The 16,215-nt window shown below is 43.6% G+C and carries 16 protein-coding genes; 6 read left to right on the forward strand and 10 right to left on the reverse strand.

Going from position 1 to position 16,215, the window contains the following annotated elements; genetic code table 11:
• Positions 1-142: 142 nt before the first annotated feature.
• On the forward strand, positions 143-1,561 hold the full coding sequence (locus ACK1LH_RS06895; RefSeq protein ID WP_411334846.1) for a cell wall-binding repeat-containing protein: 1,419 nt from the start codon (positions 143-145) through the stop codon (positions 1,559-1,561).
• Between the two features lie 63 nt (positions 1,562-1,624).
• Here the strand turns inward: ACK1LH_RS06895 and ACK1LH_RS06900 are convergent, their stop codons facing one another.
• Positions 1,625-2,269, reverse strand: a complete 645-nt coding sequence (locus ACK1LH_RS06900; protein WP_411334847.1) for an alpha/beta hydrolase — start codon at positions 2,267-2,269, stop codon at positions 1,625-1,627.
• A 153-nt stretch (positions 2,270-2,422) separates the two neighbouring features.
• On the opposite strand from ACK1LH_RS06900, the gene ACK1LH_RS06905 reads away from it, so the two are divergent.
• The 5 genes from ACK1LH_RS06905 (at position 2,423) to ACK1LH_RS06925 (ending at position 9,451) form a co-directional block, all read left to right on the forward strand.
• A complete protein-coding gene (locus tag ACK1LH_RS06905) occupies positions 2,423-3,376 on the forward strand; it encodes an ABC transporter ATP-binding protein (protein ID WP_411334848.1) in 954 nt (317 codons plus the stop codon).
• Positions 3,373-4,893, forward strand: coding sequence for an osmoprotectant update ABC transporter permease/substrate-binding subunit OpuFB (gene opuFB, locus ACK1LH_RS06910; RefSeq protein ID WP_411334849.1), 1,521 nt, complete (start codon positions 3,373-3,375; stop codon positions 4,891-4,893). The genes ACK1LH_RS06905 and opuFB overlap by 4 nt, the downstream gene beginning before the upstream one ends.
• 119 nt (positions 4,894-5,012) lie before the next feature.
• Positions 5,013-5,942: a patatin-like phospholipase family protein gene (locus tag ACK1LH_RS06915; protein WP_411334850.1), complete on the forward strand. Its 930-nt coding sequence runs from the start codon at positions 5,013-5,015 to the stop codon at positions 5,940-5,942.
• A gap of 99 nt (positions 5,943-6,041) precedes the next feature.
• Positions 6,042-7,550: an MDR family MFS transporter gene (locus ACK1LH_RS06920; RefSeq protein WP_411334851.1), complete on the forward strand. Its 1,509-nt coding sequence runs from the start codon at positions 6,042-6,044 to the stop codon at positions 7,548-7,550.
• A 284-nt stretch (positions 7,551-7,834) separates the two neighbouring features.
• Positions 7,835-9,451 (forward strand): M14 family metallopeptidase, encoded by a 1,617-nt coding sequence (locus ACK1LH_RS06925; RefSeq protein WP_411334852.1) that lies wholly within the window; start codon positions 7,835-7,837, stop codon positions 9,449-9,451.
• A gap of 49 nt (positions 9,452-9,500) precedes the next feature.
• Here ACK1LH_RS06925 and ACK1LH_RS06930 read toward each other — a convergent pair whose 3' ends face one another.
• From ACK1LH_RS06930 to ACK1LH_RS06970, 9 genes are all read right to left on the reverse strand, one after another.
• On the reverse strand, positions 9,501-10,682 hold the full coding sequence (locus ACK1LH_RS06930) for a NupC/NupG family nucleoside CNT transporter (RefSeq protein WP_029565380.1): 1,182 nt from the start codon (positions 10,680-10,682) through the stop codon (positions 9,501-9,503).
• Positions 10,683-11,019: 337 nt separating this feature from the next.
• The gene (locus ACK1LH_RS06935) at positions 11,020-11,637 is read right to left on the reverse strand and encodes a YczE/YyaS/YitT family protein (protein ID WP_029281966.1); all 618 of its coding nucleotides are present in this window, start codon (positions 11,635-11,637) and stop codon (positions 11,020-11,022) included.
• Positions 11,638-11,814: 177 nt separating this feature from the next.
• Positions 11,815-12,543, reverse strand: a complete 729-nt coding sequence (locus tag ACK1LH_RS06940; protein WP_029281965.1) for an amino acid ABC transporter ATP-binding protein — start codon at positions 12,541-12,543, stop codon at positions 11,815-11,817.
• 29 nt (positions 12,544-12,572) lie between these two features.
• Complete coding sequence (locus ACK1LH_RS06945) at positions 12,573-13,238, reverse strand: amino acid ABC transporter permease (protein ID WP_029281963.1); 666 nt, start codon at positions 13,236-13,238, stop codon at positions 12,573-12,575.
• 32 nt (positions 13,239-13,270) lie between these two features.
• A complete protein-coding gene (locus ACK1LH_RS06950) occupies positions 13,271-14,050 on the reverse strand; it encodes a transporter substrate-binding domain-containing protein (RefSeq protein WP_029281961.1) in 780 nt (259 codons plus the stop codon).
• 170 nt (positions 14,051-14,220) lie between these two features.
• A complete protein-coding gene (locus ACK1LH_RS06955) occupies positions 14,221-14,724 on the reverse strand; it encodes a GNAT family N-acetyltransferase (protein WP_029281959.1) in 504 nt (167 codons plus the stop codon).
• Positions 14,725-14,865: 141 nt separating this feature from the next.
• The gene (locus ACK1LH_RS06960; protein ID WP_029281957.1) at positions 14,866-15,099 is read right to left on the reverse strand and encodes a hypothetical protein; all 234 of its coding nucleotides are present in this window, start codon (positions 15,097-15,099) and stop codon (positions 14,866-14,868) included.
• Between the two features lie 79 nt (positions 15,100-15,178).
• Positions 15,179-15,601 (reverse strand): pyridoxamine 5'-phosphate oxidase family protein, encoded by a 423-nt coding sequence (locus ACK1LH_RS06965; RefSeq protein WP_029281955.1) that lies wholly within the window; start codon positions 15,599-15,601, stop codon positions 15,179-15,181.
• 80 nt (positions 15,602-15,681) lie between these two features.
• On the reverse strand, positions 15,682-16,110 hold the full coding sequence (locus ACK1LH_RS06970) for a PH domain-containing protein (protein WP_029565382.1): 429 nt from the start codon (positions 16,108-16,110) through the stop codon (positions 15,682-15,684).
• Positions 16,111-16,215 lie beyond the last annotated feature (105 nt).

Here is a 16,215-nt window from a genome sequence, read left to right on the forward strand (position 1 = left end):
CAGGCCCCGGCATTTGCCGGGGTTTCTTTATGTCAAAAAAAGTCGAAAAAAATCAGCTGAAATAATAGATTGTACCTATTACATTCAGCACTGATAGAATGTATAATCTAGTAGATTTGATACATAGAAATAGGGGGATATTATGAAAAAGGAAATATTGCTGGCCTGCGGGCTAATGCTCGCCTTGCCTGGCGCACAGGGATTTGCGGCAGAAAAAACGACAGAGAAATGGTCTGCAGCGCAGGTTCAGGCAGGCCAAATGAAGGCTTTTGGATTTGATGAAGAAGAGGGAGTGTATTATGAGGAAGAGCCTAACGATATTTTGACTAAGGCTAATCCTGTTGAGACTGGCTATTCAATCTTCGGCAAAACAGTCAATCAAGCTTCTAACAATGGAAAAGATCTCGATTATTATAAGTTTACAGTAGATGGCGAGGCGCATTATAACCTCATTGGATTCACTGAAAACGGCAAAGAAAGCACACTAAAGATCCGCTTGCTTTCGTCAGATGGAAAAGAAGCAGCTAAAAGCACATTCTATGATGAAGATGAAGGATTGAGTTTTCAAAGCATTGAAGCTCAAATTCCAGCGGGAACTTACTATTTAGAAGTGTCTAATTCAAGTGCTGTCAGCCTAAACGAACAGTATTCACTTTACCAGGATGCAATGGAGAAATATCAGAGAATTTCTGGGGAAGACCGCTACGAAACAGCTGTAAATATCTCTAAGGAAGACTGGTTTGAAGGCGAAACAGATACGGCCGTTCTTGCAACCGGTACAAGCTTTCCGGATGCATTAAGTGCTACACCGCTTGCATACAGTGAAAATGCTCCGTTGCTGCTTACTAGACCGGGAGCACTTCCGGGCGCTGTTAAAAAAGAGTTAACCCGCCTGGATGTCACAAAAGTCATCATTGTCGGAGGAACAGGAGCGGTTTCTGCTAATGTTGAAAAAGAATTAAAAGGCATGGGACTGAGAGTTTCAAGAATCAGCGGTTCTGACCGCTATGCAACATCTGCTAAAATTGCAGAGAAAATCGGCACGTACGGTCCGGTCACTCTAGCAACAGGCTTAAGCTTTGCTGACGCTCTGTCAATCGCGCCAATTGCGGCACAGATGGAGATGCCGATTCTTCTGACAAGAAAAGATTCAGTGCCTGGAGCTGTTTCAACGTTTATAAAAAACTGGGAAGTTGACCGGACATATATTATCGGAGGACCCGGCGCAATTACAGACGCTTCTGTAAAAGCATTGCCTGGCAAAAAACGCATCAGCGGTGCAGACCGTTATGCAACGAACAACAAAATTATTGATACATTTATTGACGATATTGACGTTTCTATGATGTATTTTGCAACAGGTGCAGACTATCCGGATGCCCTTGCAGGTTCTGCTCTTGCTGCTAAATATTTTAGTCCTGTTGTTCTTGTAAATCCAGTAAAGTTCAACTCATCTACTTATGAGACAGTTCAAACTTACAAGGAACAAACATTTATTAACTACATCCTCGGCGGAGAGAAAGCTCTTCCTCAAAAAGCAATCGACCAGCTTTTTGAATAAAGCCATAGCATGAGAAAGACCGGTGAGCATTAGCTGCACCGGTCTTTTCCATTTAGAAGTGATTTAAAACCTCTTTATATTCATCATAACATCCTTCAGCACATCCACTGAACCTACCGGATCCTCTGAATCTTCCAGACTGTGGTCAGCCCCGTTTATGAGGACACGCTCAAGAAATGGATTTTCAGAAAGCTTCTCAAAGCGCTCCTGGTCATAGCAGGGGTCTGAATCGCCGATGATGCATAAACCTCTCTTTTTGCTTGTGTACATGCCCTCAAATACATCATCCCTTTTCAGCAAAGGCGTGAGCCAGACAAATTTCGCATCGAGGAATGCCGTTCTCCCAAGTTCAGCAGCAAGTGCGATCGTGCCGAGTGATTTTCCTATCAAATAAAAGTGTTCATAGGAGTGCGCGCTTAATACGGTATCAATGACATGCCGGACATCTCTTTTTAACGCATCATCAAGCTCTTTATCTGAAAATGATTCATAAAAAGGCGACTGGTAGGAGTAGTTAAGATGCAGGACATCTTCACCGCGGTTCAGGAAAATTCCTGTTGAATAGTGAAATAGCGGGCCCTGCGCTGTATATCCGTAGCCCGGAAACATAACAGCAAGTGTTTTTCCTTGAGAGGCTTTTTTGAGCAGGGAATAGGAGACAGTGCCGTCTTTGTAGCCTGTGATGGAATCTTTCTGGATTTGAACCATTGGCGTTTATCCTCTCTTTTTTAGTATGATACTACTAATTCCACTAATTGGGTGCAGATTCCTTTCTTGAGTAAAAAAGAAGCTTATCTTTCGCCGGGAGAGGGTAATACATTTGGTGGCGCTATGATAACACTATAGAAAAAAGGTGAGCAGATGATCCGGTTTGAGAATGTGACAAAGGTATACAAAGACGGTACGAAGGCAGTAAACGCCCTGGACTTAACAATAGAAAAAGGTGAGTTTTTTGTCTTTATCGGGCCTTCCGGCTGCGGCAAGACGACGACGATGAAAATGATCAACAGGCTGATTGATGCCACAGACGGCACTGTCAGCATAGATGGCAAAAATGTTCATGATTATGACATTCATGAACTGCGGTGGAATATAGGGTATGTTCTTCAGCAAATTGCGCTTTTTCCTCATATGACGATTGAAGAAAACATCGCGATTGTTCCTGAACTGAGGGGATGGAATGCAGAGAAAATACGGAACCGCACAGATGAACTTCTGGAAATGGTAGGGCTTGATCCGGATACATACAGAACAAGAAAACCGAATGAGCTGTCCGGCGGTCAGCAGCAGAGAATCGGGGTCATAAGAGCTCTTGCTGCAGACCCGGATATTATTTTGATGGATGAGCCATTCAGTGCACTCGACCCGATCAGCAGAGAAAAGCTGCAGCAGGATATCATTGACCTGCAAAAGCGTATTCATAAGACGATTGTGTTTGTGACTCATGATATGCAGGAGGCCCTTGCTCTCGGTGACCGGATTTGTGTGATGAAAGACGGGGAAGCTGTGCAAATTGACACGCCTGAAGCGCTCGTCAGACGTCCCACCAGCGATTTTGTCAAAGAATTTATTGGAAACAGAGGACAGGCTGCTGTTTTGGAAGGATCTATTGAACCGTGGATCAGGCCTCTGCAGGAAACAGATCCGCTCAAAAAACCGATATCCTTTACGGCAGACCGGAAGGAAGCCCTCCAGAGACTCGGGACAGAAGACATGATTCCTGTTGAGCGTAACGGACAGATTGTTGGAACCATAACGAGAGAGTCCGCGGTACAGTTTTTAGCCGGCCGTGCGGAAGAAAGAGGGAGAATATGACGGCATTTATTGATGTATTTAAAGAACGACAAAGCGAGCTTTTAGCTGCTTTGCTTGAGCATATCCAGATCTCCTTTATTGCTTTGCTGCTCGCGGTCGCCATTTCTATTCCGCTGGGCATTTATCTGACCAGAAAATCAGGAGCCGCAGAAGGAGTGATTGGTGTTTCTGCCGTCCTGCAGACCATTCCGTCCCTTGCCCTTCTCGGACTGCTGATTCCTCTTGTTGGCATTGGAGTAGTGCCTGCCATTATTGCACTGGTCATCTATGCACTGCTTCCGATTCTGAGAAATACGTACACCGGCATCAAAGAAGTGGATTCCTCCTTGATCGAAGCGGCCCGGGCGATGGGGATGAACAGCATGAAACGGCTGTATAAAGTAGAACTGCCCCTTGCCATGCCGGTCATTATGGCTGGTATCCGCACGGCGATGGTACTGATCGTTGGAACCACCACACTTGCGGCCCTTATTGGTGCAGGCGGACTCGGAAAACTCATTCTGCTTGGGATCGACAGAAATGACAACATGCTGATTTTGCTAGGAGCGATTCCTGCAGCCCTGCTTGCTATTTTCTTTGATGCTGTTCTGCGGGGCGTTGAAAAAGCGGCATCGAGGCGATCAATGAAAGTAATCGGCATTGCAGGATTCATTGCCATACTGGCTGTTGCTGTGCCGCTTGCGTTTGGTGCCGGCAAGAAAGACATTGTCATTGCAGGAAAACTGGGGGCTGAACCGGAAATTCTGATCAATATGTACAAACTGCTGATCGAGCAGGAGACGGATCTTGAGGTTGAATTAAAGCCCGGTCTTGGAAAAACGACATTCGTCTTTAACGCTCTAAAATCAGGAGATATTGATATTTACCCTGAATTTACAGGAACAGCGATTACGACCTTTTTAAAAGAAGAGGCCGTCAGCACTGACCGGAAAGAAGTATACGAGCAGGCAAAAGCAAGTATGCTCAAGAAGTTTGACATGGCATATCTTGAGCCGATGTCATTCAACAATACGTATACACTCGCTGTGCCTAAGGAAGCTGCAGAACAGTACGGCCTTGAAAAAATGTCAGATCTTAAACCGGCTGCAGGGAATATAAAAGCAGGGTTCACTCTTGAGTTTTCGGACAGGGAGGATGGCTACAAAGGCATACAGAAAGTTTACGGCACCACCTTTGCAAACTTAAAAACAATGGAGCCTAAGCTCAGGTATGAAGCCATTCAGACAGGCGAAATCAATTTAATTGATGCTTACTCGACAGACAGTGAGCTGAAACAATATAATCTTTTAGTGCTTGAAGATGATAAAAAACTGTTTCCACCCTATCAGGGAGCACCGCTGCTGAGAAAAGAAACGCTCGATCAGCATCCAGAACTCCAGAAAGCCCTGAATCAATTGTCAGGAAAAATAACGGATGACGAAATGAGAGAAATGAACTATCAGGTAAATGTTGAAGGGCAATCTGCTGCAGAAGTTGCTGAGCAGTACTTAAGTAATGAAGGTTTATTAGGGAAATAAGGAGCAAGAGGGAGAATGTCATGATTCTCTCTCTTTTTCTGATGGATGTGTTAGACAAAAAGGATTTCTGACAGAAAACAAGAATAAAGAAAGAAGATCATTCCGGAGGTGAAGCACAAATGAAAGCTGACGGAGTATTTGAAGGCGGAGGAGTCCGGGGCATTGCGTTTACAGGTGCTATTCAGGCAATGGAGGAAGAAAAAATTGAATGGGAGCGCCTTGCAGGGACATCTGCGGGTGCAGTCATTGCCGCTCTTTTGGCAGCAGGCTATAAAAGCTATGAAATCAGGGAGCATCTCATAGAGCTGGATTTTACAAAATTCAGGGGCAGAACCTTTTTGAATTATATCCCAATCATCGGCGGACTGCTCCAGCTTATGATTCATCTCGGTTTTTACAAAAACAGCTATCTGGAAGAATGGATAGACGGTCTCCTTTCGGCAAAAGGGATTCGCACATTTGCAGACCTGCCCCAAGATAAGCTGAAAATCATTGCATCAGACGTATCCAATGGCGAAATACTTATCCTGCCCGATGATCTGCCCAAATATAAGATGAAACCCTCCGATCTGAAAGTCTCTAAAGCGGTTATGATGAGCGCATCGATTCCCTTTTTCTTCAGGCCGGTAAAATGGAAATCATCTTCCCAGTTCACTTCCTATATATTAGATGGCGGATTGCTGAGCAATTTTCCGATCTGGCTGTTTGATTCGAAAGAAGAACCTCGCTTTCCAACCTTCGGATTCCGTTTTATTAAAGAAGAAATCAAAGCGGGAGCAGTTATACCGACTCCTGTCCATCTTTTCAAAAATATGTTCAAAACGATGCTTCAGGCACACGATCTTAGACATTTGACTGAAGAAACAAAAGGACGCACAGTCCAAATTCCTACAGGAGGAATAACAGCAACTGATTTTGATTTGAATAAAGACGAAATCGAGTTTTTGTATCAATCAGGGTATTCTTCCGCACAGCAGTTTCTGAAGAGCTTTGATTTTGAGAAATATAAAGAAATACGAAAGAAAACCAAAACCGCTGCGGGTCTTTAACTGGCCCGCTTATTTGCAGTTTATGCTGGTATCCTATTCAAATTTGACTATAATAGGAGATGAAGCTTCATCAACTTAACTATTAAGGAAGTGAAGGAAATGGACGCGTCTCAACAACATACCCGGCTGGTTGTCGCAGGTCTTCTCCTCGGTATTTTTATGGCTGCAATTGATAATACCATTGTTGCAACTGCCCTGGGATCGATTGTCAGTGATCTTGGAGGACTAGATCAATTCGTGTGGGTGACGTCTGCCTATATGGTGACGGTGCTTGCGGGTATGCCGATTTTTGGAAAGCTTTCTGATATGTACGGACGAAAACGGTTTTTCATCATTGGACTTATCATTTTTCTTGCAGGATCTGCCCTGTGCGGGATTGCACAGAACATTACTCAGTTGAGCATCTTCAGGGCTATACAGGGAGTTGGCGGCGGTGCGCTTCTGCCAATTGCATTCACCATTGTTTTTGATATTTTCCCGCCGGAAAAACGCGGGAAAATGACAGGACTTTTAGGTGCAGTGTTCGGATCTGCATCTGTTTTCGGCCCGCTGATCGGAGCTTATTTAACAGAATACATCAGCTGGCACTGGGTTTTTTATGTGAACATTCCGATCGGCCTTTTATCTGTCATTCTTGTCGGAAAGTTTTATCATGAAAAAGCAAAGCTTGAAAGCCAGAAAATTGACTGGGCTGGTGCCCTTTCGCTTGTAGCCGGCGTTGTCAGTCTTATGTTTGCTCTGGAGCTTGGAGGAAAAGAGTTTTCCTGGACTTCATGGCAGTCCTATTCCTTGTTCGGCTCTTTCGTCTTATTTTTGATTTTATTTTTAGTGGCCGAAACAAAAGCGAAAGATCCAATCATTTCCTTTTGGATGTTTAAAAGCAGGCTGTTTGCAAGTTCACAGATCCTTGCCTTTTTGTACGGAGGGTCATTTATTATTCTTACGATCTTCATTCCGATTTTCGTTCAGGCTGTATACGGGGGATCAGCAACAAGTGCCGGTTACATTCTTATGCCACTTATGCTTGGGTCTGTTGTCGGCAGCGGGCTTGCGGGTGCATTTATGACTAAAACAAGCTACCGCAGCATTATGTTTGTTTCCATCATTTCCTTTATAGCCGGAATGGGGCTGCTCAGCACGATGACTCCGGACACGGGAAGGCTGCTGCTGACGCTGTTTATGATACTTTCAGGATTTGGCGTCGGATTTTCCTTTTCGCTCCTACCAAATGCGTCCATTCATAATCTGGACCCTCGTTTCAGAGGTTCAGCGAACGCAACGAATGCCTTTTTCAGATCGCTTGGAATGACAATCGGAGTGACAATCTTCGGAGCTATTCAAACAAAAATCTTCATAAGAGAGCTTGAAAATGCCGGTTCTGCCGGCAGCGGTTTTGATATGGGCAATCCTCAGGGGATTTTTCAGCCGGAAGTACGGGAGCAGATTCCTCCCGGGGTGCTTGAACCGGTTGTAAATGCGATGTCAGATTCAATTACCGCCATGTTCCTGTTTGCCCTTATTCCGCTTGGAGCTGCCCTGATCACCGTCTTTTTCATGGGTAAAACAAGACTGATCACCGGGAAGAAAGAAGAAGTATCCGCCAATTAAAAAGAGAGCTTAAATGAAGCGTACTGCTTTGTTTAGGCTCTTTTTTATTACGGAAGGTTTTAAAAAAAATGAGCCGAAAGACGGTCTAATCAGACATACTTCCGTATACTGCGAGTATTTATTCGCTATTATAAGGAGAATCAGAACCTGTCCATGTTCCTGTTTTAAATGGGATTGAACATACCATAGGAAGACATAGGAATATAAAACTAGTTTGAATTTTTTGATAATATTATCTTTTTCCTCTATGATTGTAAGCAAATGACAAGAGGAGTTGGGAAAATTTGAAGAAAAAGGCAATTCCCGTTTTGCTGACAGCGAGCTTCCTGCTTGCCCCTGCAGTCAGCGCAGAAACACCATACTATGGAAAAACGTATACACAGCCCGAACAAGTGAGGCCGCTTTTTCCCGATGTTTCACTAACTGATGAAACACCGGCTTTTACTAAAGGTGAAGAAGCCTTTACCACCCAGGAGGAAATGCTTGCTTACATAGAAGAACTCAAAAAAAAATCTCCATACGTATCAGTAAAAGAGATTGGCAGATCGCAAAACGGAATGGCGATTCCTGCGCTTTACTTTACAAAGGACGGGAGCATAAAACCGAGCTACGCATCGCGTAAGCCGACGGTCTGGATTCAGAGCCAGATTCACGGAAATGAGCCTGCAAGCGGTGAATCCATTCTCGCCATCGCAAATCGTCTGACTGGCGAACTTGGGAATGAGCTGCTCGATGATATCAATATTATTATTGTTCCACGTGTAAATCCGGATGGTTCTTACAATTTTAAACGACAGCTTCAAAATGGCCTTGACGGCAACCGTGACCACGTCAAGCTTGAATCGCCGGAAGTGCAGGCGATACACAGAGAATACAATAAGTACACGCCTGAAGTTGTCATTGATGCGCATGAATATACGCCATACACCCGTTCGTTCGACCGGTTTGGGGAAGAGGGTCTTCTGAAGTATCATGATATCCTTCTGCTGTCAGGCAGAAATTTAAACATTCCTGAAAAAATCAGAACCATGTCAGACAGCCTCTATGTTGAACCGACGTTTGAAGCACTTGAAGATCAAGGGTTTTCAGCTGACCGTTATTATACATCGGCTGTGACAAATGGTGAAATCGATATTTTAGAAGGAGGGACAGAACCGCGCATCGGAAGAAACTCCTTTGGACTGCAGCCTGCTTTTTCGTTCCTTGTGGAAAGCAGGGGCATTGATATTGGGCGAGAGGACTTCGGGCGCAGGGTTGCAGCACAGATTGAAACACATGAAAACATCTTAAGACAAACAGCAGAAAATGCCCGAAAAGTGAAAGTGACCGTTGCAGCTGAACGGGCAAAGCTAGTTAAAAAAGGTCTGCTTCCAAAAGACAATGATCCTGTTTATGTGAACAGTGAAGCATTGGAAATAGATGGACAAACTCTTGAAATGATTGATATTGCAAGCGGAACCGTTCAGGATGTGCCTGTTAACTACTTCAGTGCAACAGAAGCTGTTCCGACATTGACACGCGAGCGTCCGACTGCATATGTCCTGCAGCCTGATCAGGGTGATGCTGCAGCAAGGCTGATGAATCAGGGGGTAAAAGGATTTAAGCTTCCGAAACAAATGAAACTCCCTGTTGAAGCCTATCAGATAACAAGCAAAGAAGAGACGGAACAGTACGAAGGAAAGCAGCTGGTCGAAGTAGAAACAGAGCTCACTAAAAAAGAGGTCGTTTTCCCGAAAGGCTCATATATCTTCCTGTCTGCTCAGCCGCAAAATAATCTGCTGTCTCTTTCCCTTGAGCCCGAGTCGATTGACAGCTATGTAACATTCGGCTATATACCGTCAGAGATTGGAGAAGAATTGCCGGTTTACCGGTTTATGTTTGATGGAAAAAAGCTGAAGTAAGGTAATAAAAAAACAGATCCCGCTATATTTAGCGTGATCTGTTTTTTTATTACAGTACGATACTTACAATGATCGCTGAAAGGATACTCACAAGTGTAGCACCGTAAAGCAGCTTCAAACCGAAACGTGCAACTACGTTTCCTTGTTTTTCATGCAGACCCTTCACCGCACCGGCAATAATTCCGATGGAAGAGAAGTTGGCAAAAGATACAAGGAACACAGAGATAATACCCAGTGTACGCTCACTGAACGTATCTGCAACATTTGCAAGGTCCATCATGGCTACAAATTCGTTTGTCACAAGCTTAGTTGCCATGATTCCGCCCGCAGCTACTGCTTCATTCATAGGAACACCCATGATAAAGGCGAATGGGGCAAAGATGTATCCAAGAATGCCCTGGAATGTAATGCCGAAGACCATATCAAAAATGTTGTTGACCGCTGCAATCAGTGCAACGAAACCAATCAGCATGGCGCCGACAATAATCGCTACTTTGAAGCCGTCCATGATGTATTCGCCAAGCATTTCAAAGAATGACTGCTTTTCTTCTTCCTGAATGACGAGAATATCTTCTTCATCTGAAACAGTGTAAGGATTGATGATTGAAGCAATGATAAATCCGCCGAACAGATTGATGACGATTGCCGTTACAACATACTTTGGCTCGATCATTGTCATGTATGCTCCAACAATGGACATGGATACAGTTGACATGGCAGATGCGCAAAGCGTGTAAAGACGCTGTGATGTCAGCTGTCCAAGCTGTTTTTTAACGGTGATGAAAACTTCTGATTGACCAACGATGGCAGATGCGACAGCGTTGTAAGACTCAAGTTTTCCCATTCCGTTAACTTTGCTCAGTACAAAACCTATGCCCTTCATGACAAAAGGCAGAATCTTAAAGTACTGGAAGATCCCAATCAATGCTGAAATAAAGACGATCGGAAGAAGAACATTCAGGAAAAACGGAGCTTGTCCATCGTTCGCGAGTCCTCCAAAGACAAACATGATTCCTTCATTTGCATATTCAAGCAGCTTTCCGAAACCGTCGGCAATAGCTGTAATTAAAATGAGTCCGAATTTGGTATTCAATAATAGGAACGTTAAAGCGATTTGAATGACAATCATTAATGCAACTGGTTTAAACTTAATCTTCTTTCTGTCGCTGCTTGCAACCCAGGCAAGACCCAGAACAATCGCAAGTCCAAGAAGGGCAATCAGGTATTTCATTTCATTCACCTCTATGATGGAATAGTAATCGTTTGTTGAAAGAATACTGTATACGCTTTCATCAACTGTAAAAAAGAGAGCCAGCGTCATCTGATGTCTGACCTCTGACGTATTCAACTATAATAGATTTATAGGAACAAAGCAATAACAAATTTTTGAAAGTTTAAGGAAGATACAAAGGATAAAATACTATAGTTAAATGACAAATTTATCCTCGGCCAGCTCCAGCGCCTAGATCCTCTGTCAGAACAAATCCGCCAAAAAAGTCAAACCCGGACTTTTCCGCCGGATTCTTATCTGCCTATCGGATCTGACCAAGGCGCTTGCGCTTTCGTTCTTACTTATAAGATAATCTGCTGCTCATACGCAGCAGCAATCCCTCAAACTTCGGATGGAAATATTGAACAACAAACCCAAGTGTAAGTGTTACAGCAAATGTGCCGATGCCGATTGCTCCCTGAAAAGCAAAAGCGAGAAGCAGCGCAAAGGTTTCGCTGATGATCCTTGAATTTCTTAAATTAAGACCGAAACGGGTATGAATGGCAACCATCAGTGTATCCATCGGACTTGCAGGGAACTTCGCCTGAAGGTAAACCGCAACGCCAATGCCCATTGTCAGAATCCCGGCAATTAAAGCAGATGCCTGGAAGAATAGTCCTGCAGGGGAATAATGCTTTAAAACGACAAGAAGCCAGAAGTCAATTAATGCACCTATTAAGAGAATGCTTCCTGCTGCCAGCAGTTCAGGTTTCTTTTTCATCAAAAATGAGTTAATAAAAATCAGCACGATGCCATTTATAAAAATACAGGTACCGACTGTGAGCCCAAATAAATTGGATTCTCCTACTGCAAGGGCGTCCCATGAGGATGCGCCGAGACCTGATTTGATAATCAGCGCCACACCGAGCGTAAGGGCCAGTAAGCCTGTGATAAAAAATAGTGTTCTTTCTTTCATGGAGTTTCCCCTCTCAAGTGGAGTTGTTTGAATAGTGGTTAGTCGTCAGACCTCTTGAATTCGTTTTCATCATATCCAATAATCTTCCCTTTGGCAAGAGAAAATGAGGTGGAAGAAGAATCCACAGGTTCGGGGGGAAATGAAAAAGCCGCAGAACCCATGTTCTGCGGCTTTTATTCAGCTTAGCTGAGTCGTTCTTAAAAACTCTTTTGTACGCTCTTCTTTAGGATTTGAGAAGAACTCCTCCGGGTGTCCGATTTCAACAATTCTGCCTTCGTTCATATACACGATCCAGTCGGCAACCTCTCTCGCAAACTGCATCTCATGTGTGACGACAACCATAGTCATTCCTTCTTCTGCGAGCTCTTTCATCGTTGCGAGCACCTCTCCGACAAGTTCCGGATCAAGAGCGGATGTAGGTTCGTCAAACAGCATGATTTCAGGCTTCATGGCAAGTGCACGGGCAATGGCAACCCGCTGCTTTTGTCCCCCTGACAATTTGTTCGGATAGACATCTGCTTTGTCGGAAAGGCCTACTTTTTCAAGGAGAGCCCGTGCTTCCGCTTCAGCCTGGTTCTTTTTCATTTTCTTTACCATCAGCGGTGCTTCCATAATGTTTTCAATCACTGTTTTATGAGGGAACAGCTGAAAATGCTGGAACACCATGCCGACTTTCTGGCGGACTTCGTTGATGTCATGTGTGCCCTGTGTGACTTCTTCGCCGTTTATGATGATTTTTCCGTTATCTTTTTTCTCAAGAAAGTTAAGGCACCTGAGAAGGGTACTTTTACCGGATCCGCTTGATCCGATTAAACAAACAACATCGCTTTCACCAACTTTCATATCAATATCTTTAAGGACATGCAGGTCGCCGAATGATTTATTCAGCTTTTCCACTTTGATCATTTCTTTTGATTCCAAAAAGATTCCCTCCTTTAGCGGTCACTGATGGACATTTTCTTTTCAAGTCCGTTTACAACGAGTGTCAGAATTGCAACCAGTATTAAGTAGTAAACGGCAACAATCAGCAGGAATGTCATTTCATCGAAATTGTTTGAACCGAGTGTGGTCGCAACGTTAAATAATTCATTGATGGAGATAAATGCTGCCAGAGAAGAATCCTTTAAACCGATAATCATCTGGTTTCCAAGAGGAGGAAGTGCACGTCTGAACGCCTGAGGCATGATGATGCGTCTCATTGTGAGACCCCTTGTCATGCCAAGGGAACGGCCTGCTTCCATCTGGCCTTTGTCGATGGACTGGATCGTGCCCCTGAAAATTTCAGCAATATAGGCACCATTGTGGAAGGCGAGAGCAAGGGATGCAGCCCAGAAATCAGGGATAAGAAACAATCCGCTGAAACCGAAGTACAGAATGAAAATCTGAACGATTAATGGTGTACCGCGGACAAGGTAAATATAAGCATCTGAAATCCAGCCGAGCACTTTCAGTTTGGATATTTTCAGCAATGCGAAAAAGAGGCCGATGACAATCCCGATTAAAATGGACACTACAGTCAGCTGGAGAGTGACAAGCATCGCATCGAAAAATACGCCTCTGCTGGCTATGAGGGAATCAAAAAAATGAGAAAAGCTAGGCAATATAAACAACATCCTTTCTGTACAGGCAGTGATTATTCCGGTTTAGTTGTAATGTCTTCTCCAAAATACTCAATGCTGATTTTCTTCAGTGTTCCGTCTTTGCGCAGATTTTCGAGTGCTTCGTTAACACGCTTTAAGAGTTCGGGGTTGTCCTGCGGAATAACAACAGCCTGTTCACTTCTTTCAATCAGCTGCTGTCCGGTAATGTCAAATCCGCCTTTTGCTGCACTTTTTCCTGTTACAAAATCGGTGATCACCGCGTCATGGCGGCCTGTACTAAGCGCTTTAAGAGCAGTGATATCGCTGTCGTACATCTTTATGTTGTCTGTATATTTCTCTGCGGTTGCAGCATATGTAGAGCCTTTGGCTACAGCGACTTCTTTTCCTTTTAGATCTTCAACTGTTTTGATGCTGCTGTCAGGACGCGTGAAAATTTGAGGTCCTGAATAGTAGTAGGGTGTGGAAAAGGACACGTGCTTTGCCCGCTGGTCATTGATGGTGTGGCTCGCCACCGCTGCATCGGCCCGGCCGGTTTTGACACCTTCAACAATCCCTTTGAATTTAATCCGTTTCTGGACGGGCTTAAGTCCAAGCTCCTTCGCAATCGCTTCTCCGACGGCAACATCAAATCCGGTCATCGTCATATCGTCCTTCACGTAGCTGAATGGTTTGAATTCACCTGATGCAGCAAATACAAATTCATCCTTGTCAATCAATTCTGTTCCGTCTGATAATTTTTCTTTCTCAGCACAGGCTGCTAAAAAAACACCTGTCATCAGAAGCAGGATCATAAGATATACTTGTTTTTTCATAAGTTGCTCCAAGTCTCCTTTCTGTATGGTATGTGTGATTATGGTAAACAGGAAAAAATGCGCTAGTTGTACATACCCTTATCTTACTTACTGTAATCGCATTTTTTAGAATTTTTCAGAAAAAGAAAATGTAAACTTGCATAAAAAAAGAAGCAGCTTTATAGCTGCTTCTACTGCATAGCATTCCATTCAATTTCTCCTGCCTGCTCTTCGTAATCAATGCTTACTTTAAAGTCATGCTTTTCGTAAAAGTGCACAAGACGGTCGACGTGATCCCAGTCTCTTTTGGCGATATCCCCGGTTATAGATGGAATGTTCTGGTCTTTAGCGATTTCTTTTAAATAATTCATGCAAATTGATCCGTAGCCTTTGTTTGCAGGGCCTTTAATGTCGCCAATATGAATGGCCTGATCGTCTGAATAGGTGGCATGAATGGAAAAATCCCATTTCCCCCGATAGGCTGTTTCACAATCATTAAGCATCACTTTGCATGAATCACCGTCATTTTGTGCATAAACAACGACCCATTTGTCTTCTTTTGTCTGATCAATTCCGACAACTTTCCACCTCTTGGCGATTTCCTTGAGATTATCCTGCATTCTATAAAGCTGAAACTGCAGTTCTTCCGCGTCCACAGGTGCCTGATTTCCGCCAGTCAGTACAGATTGATACATAAATATCTCCTTCCTTTATGGTAGTCCGTACGTAAAACACAGTTATCTATTGTACTGGACTGGAGCAAAAGCATCAACCGTTTTGCTCAAATTGGAAGGAGTTGCTTAATAAAAAAACGGCGCCAGTACAGGCGCCGGATGCTAGTCTTCATGACTGTCATAAATACAGTGGTCAAAACTGTCATTGTGGATTTGATTCAGTTCCTTTACCCCGTAAATTAAAAACTGGTGGTCGTCGCCATACAAGTCAAGCTTGTTTGCTTTTTTATACTGCTCTAAAGCTGTGCGTGCTTTATCTTCTTCTGTAAAGACACCAACTACGTTTGAAGCCTCTCCACAGTCTGAGCAGCCTATATCAACTACAACATAGTACATGAAATCACCCTTTATGCTTTCATTCGTCCCTTATTTTCTCACGATGGCCGGGTGAAAACAAGGAATTGGCATAAGCGGATCAGACATCCAGTGTCTGAGGTGTTTTCTGTCCGCTGTTCATCAGGCGGATCTTGTTCGGTTTAATGGCAAGAACAATATAGTCCGGGTCATCAGGACCCTTGAACCAATTTTTCATATGCTCATTCCAGATACGGTCTTTCAGTTCCTGGTCTGTGCTGATTTCCGCTGTTCCTTCAAACTCTACATAGGAATCACCATATCCCTCACCTTCATAGCCAAGCAGGATATGTACGTTCGGATTTTTTTCAATTTCATCTGCTTTGTGCGTGTGAACATTAGTCGGGGTATAGAGCATGAGTTCATCATTGGAAAAGGTCATATAGCGGGAGTGGGGTTTATCGTCCACGACGGTGGACAATGTGCCGACTTTGTGTTTCTCAAGAACGTCCAGAACTTCTTTGTTCAGTGTCTGCTTATTCATACATACATCTCCTTTAAACGTGATAGTGTATGTATTCCTTCCTTTCCTTTATCTAAAACCTGAAAGTGAAAAGGGATGCTTTATATTGGAGTGGAAATACCCGGATTAATCATCGTCAGCTCCCTGAAGAAACGTTTTTCATCTTTTGGCAGCGAAACAAGCGCAAATTTTGAATAGGCAGGGCGGCTGGATGTAAAAGAACCTGTGTACACAATTTTCAGGCGCTTGAATGTCCAGGCCGGTGAAGATAGTGGATTCATTGAATAGTGCACTTCTTTCATGTCTCTAATAAAAATTTCTTTTCTGATGAGTCCGAATACAATTTTCAGTTTCTGATCTGCAATGACAAAATAGGAGTTAAAAAGAGCATGTGCAAGAAAGGCTGCAATTAAAAAAGGAAAAATAAGAGGAGCCGCAGGTTCACCCTGATACAGGAGAAAAAACGGGAAAACAATCAAAAAAACGATAATACATACAAGAATTGGGTTTCGCTTTACTTTAAACTTCATGACAGACCTCCTCTCACTTATTTTAGCATATTTTTCCTGAAGTTATGACGGACAAATGTCGTTCTAAGTTTCTTTTAACGGAAGTTGGACTAGGGCGGATGCGTG

The sequence above is a fragment of the Metabacillus indicus genome (genome assembly GCF_046603695.1).
In the GTDB taxonomy this organism is placed as follows: Bacteria; Bacillota; Bacilli; order Bacillales; family Bacillaceae; genus Bacillus_P; species Bacillus_P indicus.